The sequence below is a fragment of the Rhodococcus globerulus genome (assembly GCF_019334125.1).
Lineage (GTDB): Bacteria > Actinomycetota > Actinomycetes > Mycobacteriales > Mycobacteriaceae > Rhodococcus_F > Rhodococcus_F globerula.
The window spans coordinates 4,205,577-4,222,771 of record NZ_CP079698.1 but is presented as its reverse complement, the minus strand read 5'-3'; the positions used below and the strand labels follow the sequence as shown (position 1 = coordinate 4,222,771).

Sequence of the window (17,195 nt, the reverse complement as noted above, 5' to 3'; positions counted from 1 at the left end):
TTGCCGCGAGCCGCTGCTGACGGAACAGTGGACCCATGGAACCGGATGAAGCGCTTCGGGAGATCGCCTACTGGCTCGAACGATCGCGGGCCGAGACGCACCGAGTGAAGGCCTACCGGCGTGCCGCTGAGGTCTTCGCAGGGCTGTCGGACGACGAGAAGGAATCGCGTCGCAAAGCCGACAGTTGGAAAGCCCTCACCGGCATCGGACCCAAAACAGCGACGATCATTGCCCAGTCGTACGACGGTGTTCCCGAGTACCTCGCCGAGTTGCGGGGACAGGCGCAACCTATCGGCGACGGCCCGCTGCGGCAGGCTTTGCGCGGCGATCTGCACACGCACTCCGATTGGTCCGACGGAGGCAGCCCCATCGAGGAAATGATGCGACGGGCTGCCGCGTTGGGCCATGACTACTGCGCGCTCACCGATCACTCACCGCGTCTGACCGTCGCCAACGGGCTGTCCGCGGATCGCCTGCGAGCGCAACTCGACGTCATTGCCGCATTGAATGCGGAACTGGCCCCGTTCCGAATCCTTACGGGTATCGAGGTCGACATCCTCGAAGACGGTTCCCTCGATCAGGACCCGGATCTGCTCGACGAACTCGATATCGTGGTGGCGAGTGTGCATTCCAAACTGCGATCCGAACGCGAGGCCATGACTCGCAGAATGCTTGCCGCGGTGCGTAATCCGCGGGTAGACATTCTCGGCCACTGTACCGGCCGGCTTGTCGAGGGTGGTCGCGGTACTCGTCCCGAATCGCAGTTCGATGCCGAGAGAGTATTCGAAGCCTGCCGCGAATCCGGTACTGCTGTGGAGATCAATTCCCGGCCCGAACGTCGTGATCCACCGTCGCGGTTGATCGAGTTGGCCCTCGATCTCGACTGCATGTTCTCCATCGACACCGACGCTCATGCTCCCGGCCAATTGGCATGGCAGGGCTACGGGTGCGAGCGCGCCGAAAAGTGCGGCGTCGACGCCGATCGGGTGATCAACACGTGGACGGCCGACGCGCTCCTCGAATGGGCTGGCAACTAACGCCGCGTTTGAGTGCGATGGTTCTACAGCATCAAGGCAGGATCTGTGGTCAGTTCGATGTTGAGCCATGGTTCGTACGGCAGATCGGCGAGGTGTTTGGCGAATGTGCGTCGTACCGCATCTTCGTCGTCGATCTCCCACGTATGGGGAGGGACCATGAACATGGCTTCGATGTACAGCTTGCGGCCAACCTTGCTCATCGTCAGGGCTGGTTCATCCAAATCGAATTCATCGCGAACAGCTGCGATCGCGTCGTGGACATGCGCCTGAACCTGTTGACTGGGAGCGCCTTCGAGCAGTTCCACCAGAGCAGTTCGCAACAGAGCCAAGGGTTGTGGGACCAGCATCGCACAGCCGATCAGGACGAGCACGGAGTCGACGTATCGATCGGCATCGGAGAAATCGGTGCGCCCCAGGATCATTGCGACAACGGCGCCTACGGCAACCAGCGCGCTGAAGGCGGCCGAGGCTCCCCACTGCCTGGCCTCGGCCACCAGGAGATCGGATGTGCGGTCGACCTTTCCGACGTAGCGCCAGATCAGTACGGACACTGCTGCACTGATCGCGCCGTAAGCTGCGAGCGACCCGGCCGTCACATCGGCTCCGCCGGCCAGGATGACCCGTACGGCCTCTACGGCGGCGTACGCGAGAGTCGCCAACAATGCCATGCCCTGAATGGCGATCACCACCGGAATCAGAGCTTCCTTGCCGAACGGGAAGCGCGCCGTCGGGCCTGAATCTGCGATCCGGGAGACGCGCAGCGACATCCAGGTCAGAACCATGCCGATCAGTGCGTACACACCGTCGAGCAGGATTACCTGAGACTGCGAGATCCACCCCCACACCGCGGCCAGGACTGCCAAGGCTGTCGCAACCATCAGCGAGTACCGCAGGGTCTTGCGCTCGCGCTCCGCTGACTCTTCTTTGATGCCCATGACCCGCAACCGCCTTGTCGGTTTAGTAACTTCTTCCCGTAGGAATACCAGCAAAGTGGTTCCGAGAAAGACTCACCGCGCCACTCCGATGAGCGCAGAAGCCGTACTCGACGCAAAATAGACTTCTATGGCCGACCGTGGATTCACCCCGACACAGCTCGCTGCCCGAGCCGCCTATCTGCTGCGCGGTAATGATCTGGGCACGATGACTAGCGCTGCTCCCAAGCTTTATCCACATATGTGGAGTTGGGACGCGGCGTTTGTTGCTGTCGGATTGGCTCCGTTGAGTGTGGAACGAGCCGTTGTAGAACTCGATACCTTGCTCGACGCGCAGTGGAAGAACGGAATGATCCCGCACATCGTTTTTGCAAACGGCGTCGACGGCTATTTTCCCGGTCCGACGCGGTGGGACGTCAATGCGTTGGCTGCGCATGCGCCGATAGGCACGGCGACATCCGGGATTACCCAACCGCCGGTACATGCGATTGCCGTGCAACGAATCCTCGATCATTCACGTCGTCACGGCCGTACGACGCGAGCGGTTGCCGAGGAGTTCTTGGATCGGCGGTGGAATGATCTGGTTCGGTGGCATCGTTGGCTTGCCGAGGCACGAGATCTTGACGGTAATGGTCGGATAGCGCTCTATCACGGCTGGGAATCGGGGATGGACAACTCTCCACGTTGGGATGCGGCGTACGGGAATGTTGTTGCGGGACAGGTTCCTGCGTACCAGCGAGCCGACCTTGCTGTTGTAACGGACCTGACGCAACGTCCCAAGGATCACGAATACGATCGCTATCTGTGGCTGCTCGAAGAAATGAAATCGGTGCGCTACGACGACCAACAGCTGTCTACCGCAATGAGTTTTGCAGTCGAGGACGTATTTGTCTCAGCCGTCTTCTCCATGGCCTGCGATGTCCTGGCGACCATTGGCGAGGAACATTCGCGGCCGAACTCCGATGTGCGAGATCTGCGCGGTTGGGCAGACCGATTCCGTCGAGGTGTCATAGCCACGACGGACGAAAGAAGCGGCGCGGCAAAGGATTTTGATCTCCGTACGGGACGCTGGGTGAATACCGAGACCATCGCGATGTTTGCGCCATTGTTGTGTGGTGGACTTAGTCGCGATGCTGAACGTTCGCTGTTACGAACGTTCGAGGGGCCGAAGTTCTGCGGGCATCCGGACATGAGATTTGCCGTCCCGCCGTCCACTTCCCCGGTGTCCGGCGATTTCCGTCCGCGTGAGTATTGGCGTGGACCTGTCTGGCCGGTGATCACCTGGCTGTTCTCATGGGCGTTTGCGCGTCGTGGATGGGCTGAACGATCGTATGTTCTCCGGGCGGAGGGACTCAGGCAGGCCAGTGACGGCAGTTTTGCCGAGTATTACGAACCCTTTACGGGTGAACCGTTGGGCAGCATGCAGCAATCCTGGACGGCGGCAGCGGTTCTCGATTGGTTGGGATGACCAGCGTCTGAATAGTTCGTGAAACAACAGACAAATCAGGCAGCAGTCCCTACGCTCGGGGAATGGCCGAGCGACGCACCGTCAGGACCTTAGGCAGACTAACCCCGATCGCGATGGCTGCGGCCGTTGCATTGACGGCCCCGGGTCTCGCTGCGGCGGATGCTCCCCGCGGGCCGGACGTTTCGTCTTGGCAGCATGTGGATGGAACCGGTATCGACTGGTTCCAGGTGCGGGCGTCGGGGCATGAGTTCGCGATGGTCAAAGCGACAGAGTCGCTGAACTACGTGAATCCGTATTTCGTCCAGGATTGCCTTCGCATGCGCGTTGCGGGCGTTGCGCGCGGCGCCTACCACTACGCAGACGTGCGAGCGTCGCCGGAAGCGCAAGCTGCGTTCTATGCGGCAATGGTCCTCGGTATCAACGGTCCTGGAGATTTGCCTCCCGTCCTCGATCTCGAAGACGCAAAAGGCCTGCCGGCATCACAGGTGATCGACTGGACTCACCGGTACCTGAACACCGTCCAGGCGTTGACGGGACGGCAGCCGATCATCTACACGTATCCCAACTTCTGGTACACGCAGATGGCGAACACAACCGAGTTCAACCACTACCCGCTCTGGATTGCTGACTACAACGGTCAGAGCGCTCCGGGACCCTTGCCTGGTGGGTGGTCGAATTGGACCTTCTGGCAGTACACGAGCACAGGACGCATACCGGGGATTGTCGGTAACACCGATATCAATGTCTACAGCGGAGCCCAGGGTGACTTCGGCCGTTACTCCAACAGCGTGGGGCTCGGCAGCAGCTAGGCGTGTGCGACTGCTTGCGCTCTTGCAGTTTCCTTTTCGGGCCCTCTGGCCCTATTCAGGACCTGGAAAGTTGTTTGCTGTGTCCCGTGATGCGTGACCGATTGGTCCGCATGTAGCTCTGTGGTTACGAGAAATTCAGCGGAGCGGTAGCCAAAATCGGGGAACACTTTGCTAGCTACGTGGGCTCAGATGATAGCTATGGTGGGAAATTGGCTGAAATCCCCCGTGGAAATTTTCACAAAACGGACTTGAAGTTTGGTCTTACCGGGTGGTTACAGGCACGTACCAGTGGCGTTTTGAGCCCCCTGCCATCCGTCTATCGGGGCTTCCCCTCACTTCGTTACCTACGGCCCTGAATGAATTGATCGCGATCGTTCATTCGATTTCGGCGCGTTCGGGCTGCCGACGGAACCATCGTCGGTTGTAAGTGTTCTGGGTCGAAGTTCATACGCTGTGGTGCATCCAACAGCGGTTATGCGCACTGGTCATTTGTCTAGATCTGCCAGGACACCCCATTATTCCAGCGACCCGGCGTATCCAGCCAAAACGCCGTTTCGAGTCGTGTGTGACCCAGCGACGGCCAATTTTGTCAGATTGTCCGGTTGACCAAAGCTGCCCAGCGGACCTTGTTCGATCAACGAAGGAAAGCGACTATCAGTCTGCTTTGTCCATCTTTCGGTGGGCAAGCTCCCGGTTATCTGTTATCTTGATCGAGATAACTGGAAGATTGCTCTTGATTTGCATGGATTTCGAGGGCCAAAGTCCTGCACAGGACGGCTCTTCCAACACGCAGGTGTTACCCGAAGAGGAGCTCGAATGGCAGGACCGGCAGCAGCGTCCGGTGCGAGGTCGATCAGCCGAAATCCGGCGCACCGACCCGAACCAACCGATCAAACGGGAGTTCGCGCCATCGCTCTCGCATCTCCGTCCACCGAATATCGATCAGGCACATCCTGGGGAGCTAGAAATGCCTAACGACTTACCGCCGACAAGGTCGGCAATGTTCACCGCAGGGCTACCGCCCTGGGTGCGAGCGTGGACGGTGGTGTGGACCACCATCGCGTTGATTCTCGGTATCTCCGGCGCGACGGCAGTAGCTGCATCAGCGCAGCCGGCCGCGACGCTCGGCGGTCCCGTTCAGGCTCAGACGCCGGCTCGCGCCGCTGTGCTGCCGGATGAACAGCCCGCAAAGGGCTGTGCCTTCAGCGCCCCTAACACTGGCCCTTTCTCGCAGAACATCTGTTGGATCGACATGTCGGCGCTCAACGAAGCCGCGGCTACATCCGCGGCCGGGCAGTCGATGGAAATCCAGCTCACCGAGGGCTACAAGATCAACTTCAAGGCTTTCCTCACCGACTCGGTAGCAGGAAAGACGCATCAGGGGGTCGAAGCGAAGGCACTCCCCACGTTGAGTTACTCAGCGCTGGGAACGTCCGCCTACACGGGTGTGCCGTCGACGATCAAGCCCGCGATCTACCAGAAGTCCTCCGTGAATGGACAATCCGGCGGGACGGTGTCGCTCAAGAACATCGTGATGACCGGGCCCAATGGCACGGTGTACAACTACGGTCTCGTAGCAGCCGATGCGGAGTCGACTGACGCAAACACGTCAACCGACAAAGAGTTCCTCGCCTTCAATTCGGACAAGCCGCTGCGACAAATCGCGCGCACAGTCGGTGTTGACGAACCTGGCTACCCTGGAATTCGCGCTTGTGACGGTGGGCTGACGGCTATGCCCGCCACCACCGTCCGATGTGATTCTTGGAACCTGGTCAACAACCAGGAGTATTCGCCGGGCACTTTGGTTGTTGCATCGACCGCTCCGACCAACTTCGCGGCGACGTTCGGTAATACCGTTCTGGCCACCTCTCGTCAGGGTCTGGCTTTCGGTGTCCTGCTCTCGAAGGTCAAGATCGACAAGGACCTCACGCGCGTCACCCCCGGTGACGATTTCACTATCGGCATGAGCACCGGGCACCACGCAAACGCGGGTGCTGCTGCAGCGACCGAGATCAAGAGCACCACGACCGGCGCTACAGATACGACGGCATCGACTGGCTGGCGTACGCTCCTCGCAGATACGACGCCTACTCCTGTTACGTTCTGGGAGAAGCCCACTACCTCGGCGACCAAGACCGCGAACTACGCGACATCATGGGATTGCCAGGTAAATGGTGTGACCCAGACACTCAGGGTCGGTGACGTTGCGCAGGCAGCACTCACACCGGGTGACAATGTTTACTGCAAGGTCAAGAACACGCCGGTTCTCGTGAAGAAGTCGTCGTCACCACCTACCGGTGAGACGGTTAATATCGGCCAAACAATCACCTACACACTCAATTTCGAGAACCCGGGTACTGCCCCGGCGACGATTGACTACACCGACTACCTCGCTGACGTCATCGATGACGGAACGGTTGCGGTCGGTGCTGCTACAGGCGGACTCACCGCTGCATTGGATGGCACCGACAAAATCAAAGTCGGCGGCACGTTGCCAGCCGGCGGCAAAGGGACAGTCACCTACACCGTCACGGTCAAAGACGGTGGTAACAAAGTCCTGAACAACTACCTCGTTCCGGGGACAACAACTCCTCCCACAACATGTGATCCTGCAACCAATCTCTGCACGACGCATCCCATGCCCGGGTTCACAGTCGCGAAGACCGCTGTGCCCGCGACAGGTTCGACGGTTCAGGCCGGCGATACAATTACGTACACGGTCACCGGTGCTAACACCGGCAAGACGGCCCTAACTCCCGCGACGATCAAAGACGATCTGAGTGCGGTTCTCAACAATGCTGCTATCGTTCCGGGCTCGCTGAAGGCGACCGTCGACGGTGCTGCTGTCGCTGCTCCGACCCTGTCGGGCAGCATTTTGTCGTGGTCCGCCAATCTCCAGGCTGGTAAGTCTGTTGTTCTGACCTACCAGGTGAAGGTCAATGCCGGCGTTGCCGCGGGCACGGTTCTGAACAACAAGGTCACGGGTACTGCGAAGCCGCCGACCGGTCCGGACATCACTCCTCCTACGGTGGAGACGAATCACTCGGTTCCCGGCTTCAAACTGGAGAAGACTGCTGATCCGATTTCCGGTTCGACGGTTCAGGCCGGCGAGTCGATCAAGTACACCGTCACCGGAACCAACACCGGCAAGACGAACCTTGATCCGGTAAAGATCAACGATGATCTGGGTGCGGTTCTCAACAATGCTGCTGTCGTTCCCGGTTCGCTGAAGGCGACCGTCGACGGTGCTCCTGTCGCCGCCCCGACGCTGTCGGGCACCACGCTTTCCTGGACCGGACTTCTCGAAGCCGGTAAGTCCGTTGTTCTGACCTATGAGGTGAAGGTCAACGACGGCGTTGCCGCGGGCACAGTCTTGAACAACAAGGTCACGGGTACTGCGAAGCCGCCGACCGGTCCGGAGATCACTCCTCCTTCGGTGGAGACGAATCACTCGGTTCCGGGATTCACGGTCGCGAAGACAGCGGATCCGGCGCCGGGTACCGGCGTCAATGCTGGTCAGACGATCACGTACACGGTGACGGGTGCGAACACCGGTAAGACGACGCTCAATCCGGTGGTGTTGACCGATGATCTGTCGAAGGTTCTCGACAACGCGACGCTCGTGGCCGGTTCGCTGAAGGCGACGGTCGATGGTGCTCCTGCCGCTGTTCCGACTCTGTCGGGGACCATGCTCTCGTGGACCGGTGCACTCGAAGCGGGTAAGTCGGTTGTTCTGACCTACCAGGTGAAGATCAACGACGGTGTTGCCGGCGGCGTTCTGATCAACAACAAGGTCACCGGTACTGCGAAGCCGCCGACCGGTCCGGAGATCACTCCTCCGCCGGTGACGACCGAGCATCCTGTCCTGTCTCCGAAGATCGCTGTGGTGAAGTCCTCTGATCCGGCTTCGGGTTCGAATGTTGTTGCCGGTCAGGACATCAAGTACACGCTCACGTTCACGAACACCGGTAACGGTGCGGGTGAGGTCGCGTACTTCGACGATCTGCGTCAGGTTGTGGACAAGGGTGTTCTCAGTGGTTTGACTGCTGATGCTCCGTTGGCTGCGACGATGGTCGGTGCGGATGGTTTCTCGGTGACGGGAACCCTGGCGGCCGGCGAGAGCAAGACGGTGACGTATTCGGTGAAGGTCAATGCCGATGTCGTCGGTGGGGTGTTCTTGAACAACTTCGTTGTTCCGGGTACGACTCCTCCGGTTGATCCTCCGGAGGTGTGTGATCCGGCGACGCAGCTGTGCACGACGCATCCGGTGGTGTCTCCGAAGATCGCTGTGGTGAAGTCCTCTGATCCGGCTTCGGGTTCGAATGTTGTTGCCGGTCAGGACATCAAGTACACGCTCACGTTCACGAACACCGGTAACGGTGCGGGTGAGGTCGCGTACTTCGACGATCTGCGTCAGGTTGTGGACAAGGGTGTTCTCAGTGGTTTGACTGCTGATGCTCCGTTGGCTGCGACGATGGTCGGTGCGGATGGTTTCTCGGTGACGGGAACCCTGGCGGCCGGCGAGAGCAAGACGGTGACGTATTCGGTGAAGGTCAATGCCGATGTCGTCGGTGGGGTGTTCTTGAACAACTTCGTTGTTCCGGGTACGACTCCTCCGGTTGATCCTCCGGAGGTGTGTGATCCGGCGACGCAGCTGTGCACGACGCATCCGGTGGTGTCTCCGAAGATCGCTGTGGTGAAGTCCTCTGATCCGGCTTCGGGTTCGAATGTTGTTGCCGGTCAGGACATCAAGTACACGCTCACGTTCACGAACACCGGTAACGGTGCGGGTGAGGTCGCGTACTTCGACGATCTGCGTCAGGTTGTGGACAAGGGTGTTCTCAGTGGTTTGACTGCTGATGCTCCGTTGGCTGCGACGATGGTCGGTGCGGATGGTTTCTCGGTGACGGGAACCCTGGCGGCCGGCGAGAGCAAGACGGTGACGTATTCGGTGAAGGTCAATGCCGATGTCGTCGGTGGGGTGTTCTTGAACAACTTCGTTGTTCCGGGTACGACTCCTCCGGTTGATCCTCCGGAGGTGTGTGATCCGGCGACGCAGCTGTGCACGACGCATCCGGTGGTGTCTCCGAAGATCGCTGTGGTGAAGTCCTCTGATCCGGCTTCGGGTTCGAATGTTGTTGCCGGTCAGGACATCAAGTACACGCTCACGTTCACGAACACCGGTAACGGTGCGGGTGAGGTCGCGTACTTCGACGATCTGCGTCAGGTTGTGGACAAGGGTGTTCTCAGTGGTTTGACTGCTGATGCTCCGTTGGCTGCGACGATGGTCGGTGCGGATGGTTTCTCGGTGACGGGAACCCTGGCGGCCGGCGAGAGCAAGACGGTGACGTATTCGGTGAAGGTCAATGCCGATGTCGTCGGTGGGGTGTTCTTGAACAACTTCGTTGTTCCGGGTACGACTCCTCCGGTTGATCCTCCGGAGGTGTGTGATCCGGCGACGCAGCTGTGCACGACGCATCCGGTGAAGGTTCCGGGGTTCACGGTCGCGAAGACTGCGGATCCGGTGTCGGGTACGAATGTTGCTGCTGGTCAGACGATCACGTACTCGGTGACGGGTGCGAACACGGGTAACACGACCCTTGATCCGGTGGTGTTGACCGATGATCTGTCGAAGGTTCTCGACAACGCGGTGTTGGTGGACGGTTCGCTCAAGGCGACGGTCGACGGTGTCGACGCGACTGCTCCGACCCTGTCGGGTACGACGTTGAGTTGGACTGGTGCACTCGAGGCGGGTAAGTCGGTTGTTCTGACCTACCAGGTGAAGATCAACGACGGTGTTGCCGGTGGCGTTCTGATCAACAACAAGGTCACCGGTACTGCGAAGCCGCCGACCGGTCCGGAGATCACTCCTCCGCCGGTGACGACCGAGCATCCTGTCCTGTCTCCGAAGATCGCTGTGGTGAAGTCCTCTGATCCGGCTTCGGGTTCGAATGTTGTTGCCGGTCAGGACATCAAGTACACGCTCACGTTCACGAACACCGGTAACGGTGCGGGTGAGGTCGCGCACTTCGACGATCTGCGTGGTCTGCTCGACGATGCTGATCTGGTTGCGGGCAGCTTGACTGCTGATGCTCCGTTGACTGCTGCGATGGTCGGCACGGATGGTTTCTCGGTGACGGGAACCCTGGCGGCCGGCGAGAGCAAGACGGTGACGTATTCGGTGAAGGTCAATGCCGATGTCGTCGGTGGGGTGTTCTTGAACAACTTCGTTGTTCCGGGTACGACTCCTCCGGTTGATCCTCCGGAGGTGTGTGATCCGGCGACGCAGCTGTGCACGACGCATCCGGTGGTGTCTCCGAAGATCGCTGTGGTGAAGTCCTCTGATCCGGCTTCGGGTTCGAATGTTGTTGCCGGTCAGGACATCAAGTACACGCTCACGTTCACGAACACCGGTAACGGTGCGGGTGAGGTCGCGTACTTCGACGATCTGCGTCAGGTTGTGGACAAGGGTGTTCTCAGTGGTTTGACTGCTGATGCTCCGTTGGCTGCGACGATGGTCGGTGCGGATGGTTTCTCGGTGACGGGAACCCTGGCGGCCGGCGAGAGCAAGACGGTGACGTATTCGGTGAAGGTCAATGCCGATGTCGTCGGTGGGGTGTTCTTGAACAACTTCGTTGTTCCGGGTACGACTCCTCCGGTTGATCCTCCGGAGGTGTGTGATCCGGCGACGCAGCTGTGCACGACGCATCCGGTGGTGTCTCCGAAGATCGCTGTGGTGAAGTCCTCTGATCCGGCTTCGGGTTCGAATGTTGTTGCCGGTCAGGACATCAAGTACACGCTCACGTTCACGAACACCGGTAACGGTGCGGGTGAGGTCGCGTACTTCGACGATCTGCGTCAGGTTGTGGACAAGGGTGTTCTCAGTGGTTTGACTGCTGATGCTCCGTTGGCTGCGACGATGGTCGGTGCGGATGGTTTCTCGGTGACGGGAACCCTGGCGGCCGGCGAGAGCAAGACGGTGACGTATTCGGTGAAGGTCAATGCCGATGTCGTCGGTGGGGTGTTCTTGAACAACTTCGTTGTTCCGGGTACGACTCCTCCGGTTGATCCTCCGGAGGTGTGTGATCCGGCGACGCAGCTGTGCACGACGCATCCGGTGAAGGTTCCGGGGTTCACGGTCGCGAAGACTGCGGATCCGGTGTCGGGTACGAATGTTGCTGCTGGTCAGACGATCACGTACTCGGTGACGGGTGCGAACACGGGTAACACGACCCTTGATCCGGTGGTGTTGACCGATGATCTGTCGAAGGTTCTCGACAACGCGGTGTTGGTGGATGGTTCGCTCAAGGCGACTGTCGACGGTGTCGACGCGACTGCTCCGACCCTCGAGGGCACCACGCTCTCGTGGACTGGTGCACTCGAAGCGGGTAAGTCGGTTGTTCTGACCTACCAGGTGAAGATCAACGACGGTGTTGCCGGCGGCGTTCTGATCAACAACAAGGTCACGGGTACTGCGAAGCCGCCGACCGGTCCGGAGATCACTCCTCCGCCGGTGACGACCGAGCATCCTGTGGAGGGCACTCCCGCAATTGAGGTACTGAAGTCCTCTGATCCGTCCACCACAAACCGTGTGGTTGGCGGCCAGGAGATCACGTACACACTCACGTTCAAGAATGTGGGCACCGCGGATGGTGAGATCAGCTTCTACGACGATCTGACCGATGTTCTCGACGATGCAGTAATGACGAAGGATCCGGCTACCACTTCCACGCTGGTTGTTTCGGGTGTCGTTGACAACGTCTTCACGGTCACCGGAAAGCTGGCCAAGGGTGAGAGCGCGACGGTGACGTACACCGTCAAGGTCAATCCTGAGATCGGAACGTTGTCGGGTCCCGGATTCACTCCGGGTGTTCTGAACAACTACCTGGTGGTTGGTGGCGAGAACCCGCCGGTGGACTGTGTCCCGGGCGACGCTCTCTGCACCGAACACCCGATAGACCCGCCGGAGACCACCACTACGGTGCCGCCGACGACCACCACGACGCCGCCGGTCACGACGGAGCCTTGTGTTCCTCCGACGACGACCACGGTGGTTCCGACCACCACGGCTGCGACGACGACGGCTAGCGCGACCACTGCCGGTGATGCTGATGTGACCGGGACGGAGGAATCCACCACCACGGAGGAGACCACCACGGACGAAACCACGACAGAAGAAATTGTCGCGGAAGAGATTGTGGATCCGTGTGGCGTGACGACAACTACGCCGCCGACGACACCGGTAACGACGGACCCGCCGACCACGACGCCGCCGACCACGACGGTGCCGGTTACGCCAACGATCATCATTCCCCCGATCGTCGTTGTTCCTCCGATCGTCATCCCGCCGACGGTTCCGGGTCAGCCGGTTACGACCACGGTTCCGGGACAGCCGAAGCCGCCGACAGCAACCCCGGGTCAGCCGAAGACGACGACGCCTGCTCCTAAGGGTGGAACGATCAACTCGGGTGGTGGCGCTGGTGAGAGTGGCGTGAACACCACGTTGCTTGCAGCGGGCGGATTGGTTCTGCTGCTGGCGCTGGGAACGGGTGTTGTTCTCCTGACGCGTAAGCGTCGCGAGGATGGTGACAACTGATTCTCGTGAGAATCTGAGGTAAACGATGTGGGGCAGATCGCAGAGTATGCGATCTGCCCCACAGTCGTTTTCGTGGAGTGTTACGAGCCGATCCGAGAGCCATCCTTCTTCCAGGCGGCGACTACCGACGGGCGAGGCTGGGAGGCGCCGCCGTCGGGCCAATGGGAAGCGGGGCTTTCGATGCTGGCATCGTCGGTTTCACCGGGGTGCTGGACGCAGACGATGACGCGCTTCTCGTCCACGATGGGACCGCAGGTTTCGGCGCCGACGGGAACAGTGAGGAACTGCTTTGTCTCACCCCGATTTTCGCCTTCGAGGACGACGCTGAACAGTCCGTCGTTGGACTTCAGTGCATTACCGTCCGTCGAGATCCACAGGTTGCCGTGTGGGTCGAAAGCAAGGTTGTCCGGGCACGAGATCGGGCTGACCTTGCTCTTGTCGAATCCACCGAAGTAGGTATCAGCTGTAGCCGGATCTCCGCAGACGAGAAGAAGATTCCAGCCGAAGGTGGTGCCGGCGTGATCGTCGGCGATTTCGAGGACCTGACCGTTCTTGTTGTTGTTCCGGGGGTTTGCCTCATCGGCCGCTGCGCCGCCGTCGACTCCGCGCTTGGTATTGTTGGTCAGCGCGACGTATACCTTGCCGCTCTTCGGGTTTGCCTCGAAGTCTTCGGGGCGATCCATCTTCGTTGCCCCGACCTTGTCACCGGCCTGGCGGGTGAAAACGGCTACCTCTTCGGCGCTCATGCCGTCGACCAACGATTCGCCCTTACCGTCTTCGCCGGTCCGCAGGATGGCTACCCACTCGCCGGTTCCGTCGAACTTACCGTCCGACGGCAGCTTGCCGGTTCCGTCGATCTCGCCGGCAGAGTTTCCGCTGAGCTTTGCGACGTACAGTGTTCCGGCGTCGAGCAGGGTCATGTTGTGGCGCATGGCCGCTTGGCTCTTACCGTCCTGCATCTTTCGGCTCGAGACGAACTTGTACATGTAGTCGAAGCGCTCGTCGTCACCGCTGTAAGCCACGACTGTGCCGTCGGAGGTGATGTAGATGGTGGCGGCTTCGTGCTTGAAGCGGCCGAGCGCGGTGTGCTTGACGGGAGTCGAAGACGGATCCCACGGGTCGACCTCGACGACGTATCCGAAGCGGTTTACCTCGTTGGGTTCTGCCACCAGATCGAAGCGCTTGTCGAAGCGTTCCCACTTACGTTCAGACGCACCACCGGCCAGGCCGTATCGCTTCAAACGTGGCGCGACAATGGGATCGGTGACGGCCTCCGCATTGGCGAAGTACTGATTGAAGTTTTCTTCGCCGGAAAGAACGGTGCCCCAGGGGGTTACGCCGCCGGCGCAGTTGTTGAGCGTGCCCAGAACCTTGGTGCCGGTCGGATCGGCGCTTGTCTTGAGGAAATCGCTGCCTGCGGCAGGTCCAGTGACAAGGAATTCGGTTGTCCCGGTGATGCGACGGTTGTTGGCGCCGATTTCGGGAACCAGCTTGCCGGACCCGGAGTCGCCCTTGACCTGTACGACGGAGAGTCCGTGGCTTGCGAGGCCGATCTTGACCTGCTCTTCGGTGGGGTTCTCGGCGTCGTAGCCGCGGAACATTGCCGGTTCGGTGGAGTACTCGTGATTGACTACGAGCAGATAGGTGTTCGGCTGCCCCTCGACGGGCAGGAGGCCGGCGAAGTCGTTGTTGAATCCGAACTGCAGCGCCTGTGCTGCCGCGGTCTGGTTCTCGAAGTCGAAGGCCGGTGCTCCGGCGAGAACGGCGTCACCCCAGCGGATGACGACGCCCTGTTCGTACCCGTCCGGGACGGTAACCGCATCGGCTTTGTTGGGGGCGACGGCGGTGAAGTTGGTGCCGGCCGGCGTGCTCCCGGTGCCACCGTCGCTGCTGCCTGCCGAGCCGGTTCCGGGCGCGGCTTCGGCTGTTCCGTCCGAGCAGCCGGCGAGTGCGCTACCCGCCCCGACTGCCAGCACAGCCATGCCACTGCCGCGCAACATGCCGCGTCGGCTCAGGGCAGCGCGGGCGATATCGCGGAAGTACGCACCTTCCGAGGTGTTGGGCACCTCGTGCGAGCAGGCGTTTCCACACTTGTACTGGCAGGTGATCGACGCGCGTGAGGACACACCGTCGTGTTTGACAAACAGTGCCAAAGGCTTGATAGCCACCGTGAACTCCCGAGATTCGTTGAATGGTCTCGGGAACCGTAGAAGCCGTAAGCGAGGGTAAAGGAACGTAATAATGAACGGCAAAACAACGAGGCGACCCTTACCTGTAATTCATGAGGCGTCCCCGCGGGGACGCCTCATGACATTTGTCATCGCCGATCCGTGACAGTGTCACCGTAGGTGATGATGCTCTGCACTGTTTTTGGCTCAGACTTTCCGCGAGGCTTGGTGGCATGAGAGAACCACATGAAGGAAGCCTCCTGACGGACCTGATGGACATCGGACCAGCGCCCACGATGGGCCGTGAACTTGTTGTGATCGTTGTGAATATCGCGCTCATCGGAGTGGTGTTCGCGATCATCGGCTCCAATCCCGTGTTCTGGATTCTTGTTGCTGCTCTTGCTGTCTATGCGGGTATCCGATTCGCCATCGGGCTGCGCGGCTGGAACCGATCGGAGGCTGCGCGATGAAGGGCGATCCGGTTATCGAGGTTGAGGCCATGTCCCGGCGCTACGGTTCCGGAAAAGACGCGTTCTACGCGGTCCGCGATCTCGAACTGACTGTCGCGGAGGGTCAGCTGTTCGGACTGCTCGGAACTAACGGCGCCGGAAAGACATCCAGTCTCGAAGTAATCCAAGGACTTTCGCGGGCAACGGACGGATCGGTGCGCGTGCTGGGTATGGATCCGGTTCGGGAGCGCCGAGAACTCCGTCCGAGCTTGGGCATCATGCTCCAAAAGGGCGGCCTCCCTCAAGATCTCACAGCTCGCGAGAGTCTGTCGATGTGGGCCGGAACCTGCTCGAATCCCCTGCCGGTCGACGAGGTGCTCGAGCGAGTCGACATGCGCGATCGCAGTGACACCCGCGTGAAGTTCCTCTCGGGCGGCGAAGCGCGTCGACTTGACTTGGCTTGTGCCATTATCGGTCAACCGCTGGTGCTGTTCCTGGATGAGCCGACGACGGGTCTCGACCCCGAAAGTCGGCGTAATACTTGGCAATTGATCGCGGAGTTGAAGTCCTCTGGCGTCACCATCATGTTGACGACGCATTATCTGGACGAGGCCGAGTCGTTGTGTGATCAGTTGGCGATCATGCACCGCGGAACCGTAGTGCGCAGTGGAACGGTTGCCGAGGTGGTGGCGGATCATCCGGCGCAGATCAAGGTGCGCAGGCCGGATCTCCTGCTTCCGAACCTGCCTGGTGCCGAGATGCGCGTCGAAGGTGACGAGGTAGTCATCACTACTGCCACCGTGCAGGAAACGCTCACCGACCTTCTGATCTGGGCTCAGCACAACAACGTGGCTTTGTCCGGGCTGGATGCGCGGGCAGCATCCCTCGAGACCGTATTTCTGTCCATAGCAGATCAATTCGACCATCACGTCAAACTCGAAGGGGTGCCGGTATGAACCGCATAGCAACTCTCTCTCGTGCGGAGTTCACCCTTCTGGGCCGAAACCGTCTGTTGCTCTTCAACGCTATAGTCCTACCTCTGATCTTCCCGATCGGAATTCTGATCATCTCGCGTGAGGATGGTCTGTCCGACACAGCGGTAGCGTCGGGCCTCGAGATCTTTGCTCTCTTCCTGCTCGTGTTCGTCGTGTTCTACAACCTGCTGTCGGTGTATTCGACGCGGCGCGACGAACTGGTGCTCAAGCGTCTGCGCACCGGGGAGTGCAGTGACGCCGAGATTCTGGCCGGCCCTGCAGTGCCGTCATGGGTGCTGACGGGCCTGCTGACGGTGGTTGTAGGGATTGCCGTGGTGGTTCTGGGTGGGCGGGTGCCGGTCAATCCCGTACTGGTGCTGGTGGCGTTCATCGGTGGCGCTGCCGTGTTCACCGCGTTGGCACTCATCACCTCGGCGGTAACTCGCAATGCCGAAGCCGCGCAGATCACGTGCATGCCGATCCTCATTCTTGCAACTGCGGGGATGTCGAGCATCAGAAATGTCGTGCCGGACAACATCGCTCGCGTTCTCGACTTCACTCCGATGGCTGCGATTCTCGATCTCGTGAATCTGGGATGGGTAGGGCGTACGTCGTCCGAACTGGCTGACGACGGCGCCGTCGCAGCGAGTTTTGCAGACACTTTCGTATCGGCCGGTCAACCGCTATTGGTTCTGGTCGCGTGGATCGTCGGGTCGGTACTGATCGCCAACGTGTACTTCCGCTGGGAACCTCGCTCCTAGA

9 protein-coding genes are annotated in these 17,195 nt (G+C 60.2%); 7 read left to right on the top strand and 2 right to left on the bottom strand.

Annotated elements, in window-relative coordinates; all coding sequences use genetic code 11:
* Positions 1 to 35: 35 nt before the first annotated feature.
* Positions 36 to 1,037 (top strand): PHP domain-containing protein, encoded by a 1,002-nt coding sequence (locus KYT97_RS19205; RefSeq protein ID WP_092805259.1) that lies wholly within the window; start codon positions 36 to 38, stop codon positions 1,035 to 1,037.
* Positions 1,038 to 1,060: 23 nt separating this feature from the next.
* Here the strand turns inward: KYT97_RS19205 and KYT97_RS19200 are convergent, their stop codons facing one another.
* Positions 1,061 to 1,972, bottom strand: a complete 912-nt coding sequence (locus tag KYT97_RS19200; protein WP_033235253.1) for a cation efflux transmembrane domain-containing protein — start codon at positions 1,970 to 1,972, stop codon at positions 1,061 to 1,063.
* Positions 1,973 to 2,099: 127 nt separating this feature from the next.
* Between KYT97_RS19200 and ggh the strand changes: the two genes are divergently transcribed.
* The 3 genes from ggh to KYT97_RS19185 all read left to right on the top strand — a co-directional run bounded on the left by ggh (position 2,100) and on the right by KYT97_RS19185 (position 12,842).
* The gene (ggh, locus tag KYT97_RS19195) at positions 2,100 to 3,437 is read left to right on the top strand and encodes a glucosylglycerate hydrolase (RefSeq protein WP_045065999.1); all 1,338 of its coding nucleotides are present in this window, start codon (positions 2,100 to 2,102) and stop codon (positions 3,435 to 3,437) included.
* 62 nt (positions 3,438 to 3,499) lie between these two features.
* Positions 3,500 to 4,246, top strand: a complete 747-nt coding sequence (locus KYT97_RS19190; RefSeq protein ID WP_033235251.1) for a glycoside hydrolase family 25 protein — start codon at positions 3,500 to 3,502, stop codon at positions 4,244 to 4,246.
* Positions 4,247 to 5,213: 967 nt separating this feature from the next.
* Positions 5,214 to 12,842, top strand: coding sequence for an isopeptide-forming domain-containing fimbrial protein (locus KYT97_RS19185; RefSeq protein ID WP_219110476.1), 7,629 nt, complete (start codon positions 5,214 to 5,216; stop codon positions 12,840 to 12,842).
* An 80-nt stretch (positions 12,843 to 12,922) separates the two neighbouring features.
* On the opposite strand, the gene KYT97_RS19180 is transcribed toward KYT97_RS19185, so the two are convergent.
* The gene (locus KYT97_RS19180; protein ID WP_219110475.1) at positions 12,923 to 15,010 is read right to left on the bottom strand and encodes a PhoX family protein; all 2,088 of its coding nucleotides are present in this window, start codon (positions 15,008 to 15,010) and stop codon (positions 12,923 to 12,925) included.
* 233 nt (positions 15,011 to 15,243) lie between these two features.
* On the opposite strand from KYT97_RS19180, the gene KYT97_RS19175 reads away from it, so the two are divergent.
* From KYT97_RS19175 to KYT97_RS19165, 3 genes are read left to right on the top strand one after another with little or no spacing between them, the layout of a single operon-like run.
* Positions 15,244 to 15,480, top strand: coding sequence for a hypothetical protein (locus tag KYT97_RS19175; RefSeq protein ID WP_239654660.1), 237 nt, complete (start codon positions 15,244 to 15,246; stop codon positions 15,478 to 15,480).
* Complete coding sequence (locus KYT97_RS19170; RefSeq protein ID WP_095887516.1) at positions 15,477 to 16,415, top strand: ABC transporter ATP-binding protein; 939 nt, start codon at positions 15,477 to 15,479, stop codon at positions 16,413 to 16,415. Before KYT97_RS19175 ends, KYT97_RS19170 begins: the two co-directional genes overlap by 4 nt.
* Entirely contained in the window at positions 16,412 to 17,194 is a 783-nt protein-coding gene (locus tag KYT97_RS19165; RefSeq protein ID WP_045065990.1) for an ABC transporter permease, read from the top strand. Before KYT97_RS19170 ends, KYT97_RS19165 begins: the two co-directional genes overlap by 4 nt.
* Position 17,195 lies beyond the last annotated feature (1 nt).

Coding starts and splice junctions, on each gene's coding strand:
- KYT97_RS19205 (WP_092805259.1), top strand. CDS start 36: ATGGAACCGGATGAAGCGCTTCGGGAGATCGCCTACTGGCTCGAACGA.
- KYT97_RS19200 (WP_033235253.1), bottom strand. CDS start 1,972: ATGGGCATCAAAGAAGAGTCAGCGGAGCGCGAGCGCAAGACCCTGCGG.
- ggh (WP_045065999.1), top strand. CDS start 2,100: ATGGCCGACCGTGGATTCACCCCGACACAGCTCGCTGCCCGAGCCGCC.
- KYT97_RS19190 (WP_033235251.1), top strand. CDS start 3,500: ATGGCCGAGCGACGCACCGTCAGGACCTTAGGCAGACTAACCCCGATC.
- KYT97_RS19185 (WP_219110476.1), top strand. CDS start 5,214: ATGCCTAACGACTTACCGCCGACAAGGTCGGCAATGTTCACCGCAGGG.
- KYT97_RS19175 (WP_239654660.1), top strand. CDS start 15,244: ATGAGAGAACCACATGAAGGAAGCCTCCTGACGGACCTGATGGACATC.
- KYT97_RS19170 (WP_095887516.1), top strand. CDS start 15,477: ATGAAGGGCGATCCGGTTATCGAGGTTGAGGCCATGTCCCGGCGCTAC.
- KYT97_RS19165 (WP_045065990.1), top strand. CDS start 16,412: ATGAACCGCATAGCAACTCTCTCTCGTGCGGAGTTCACCCTTCTGGGC.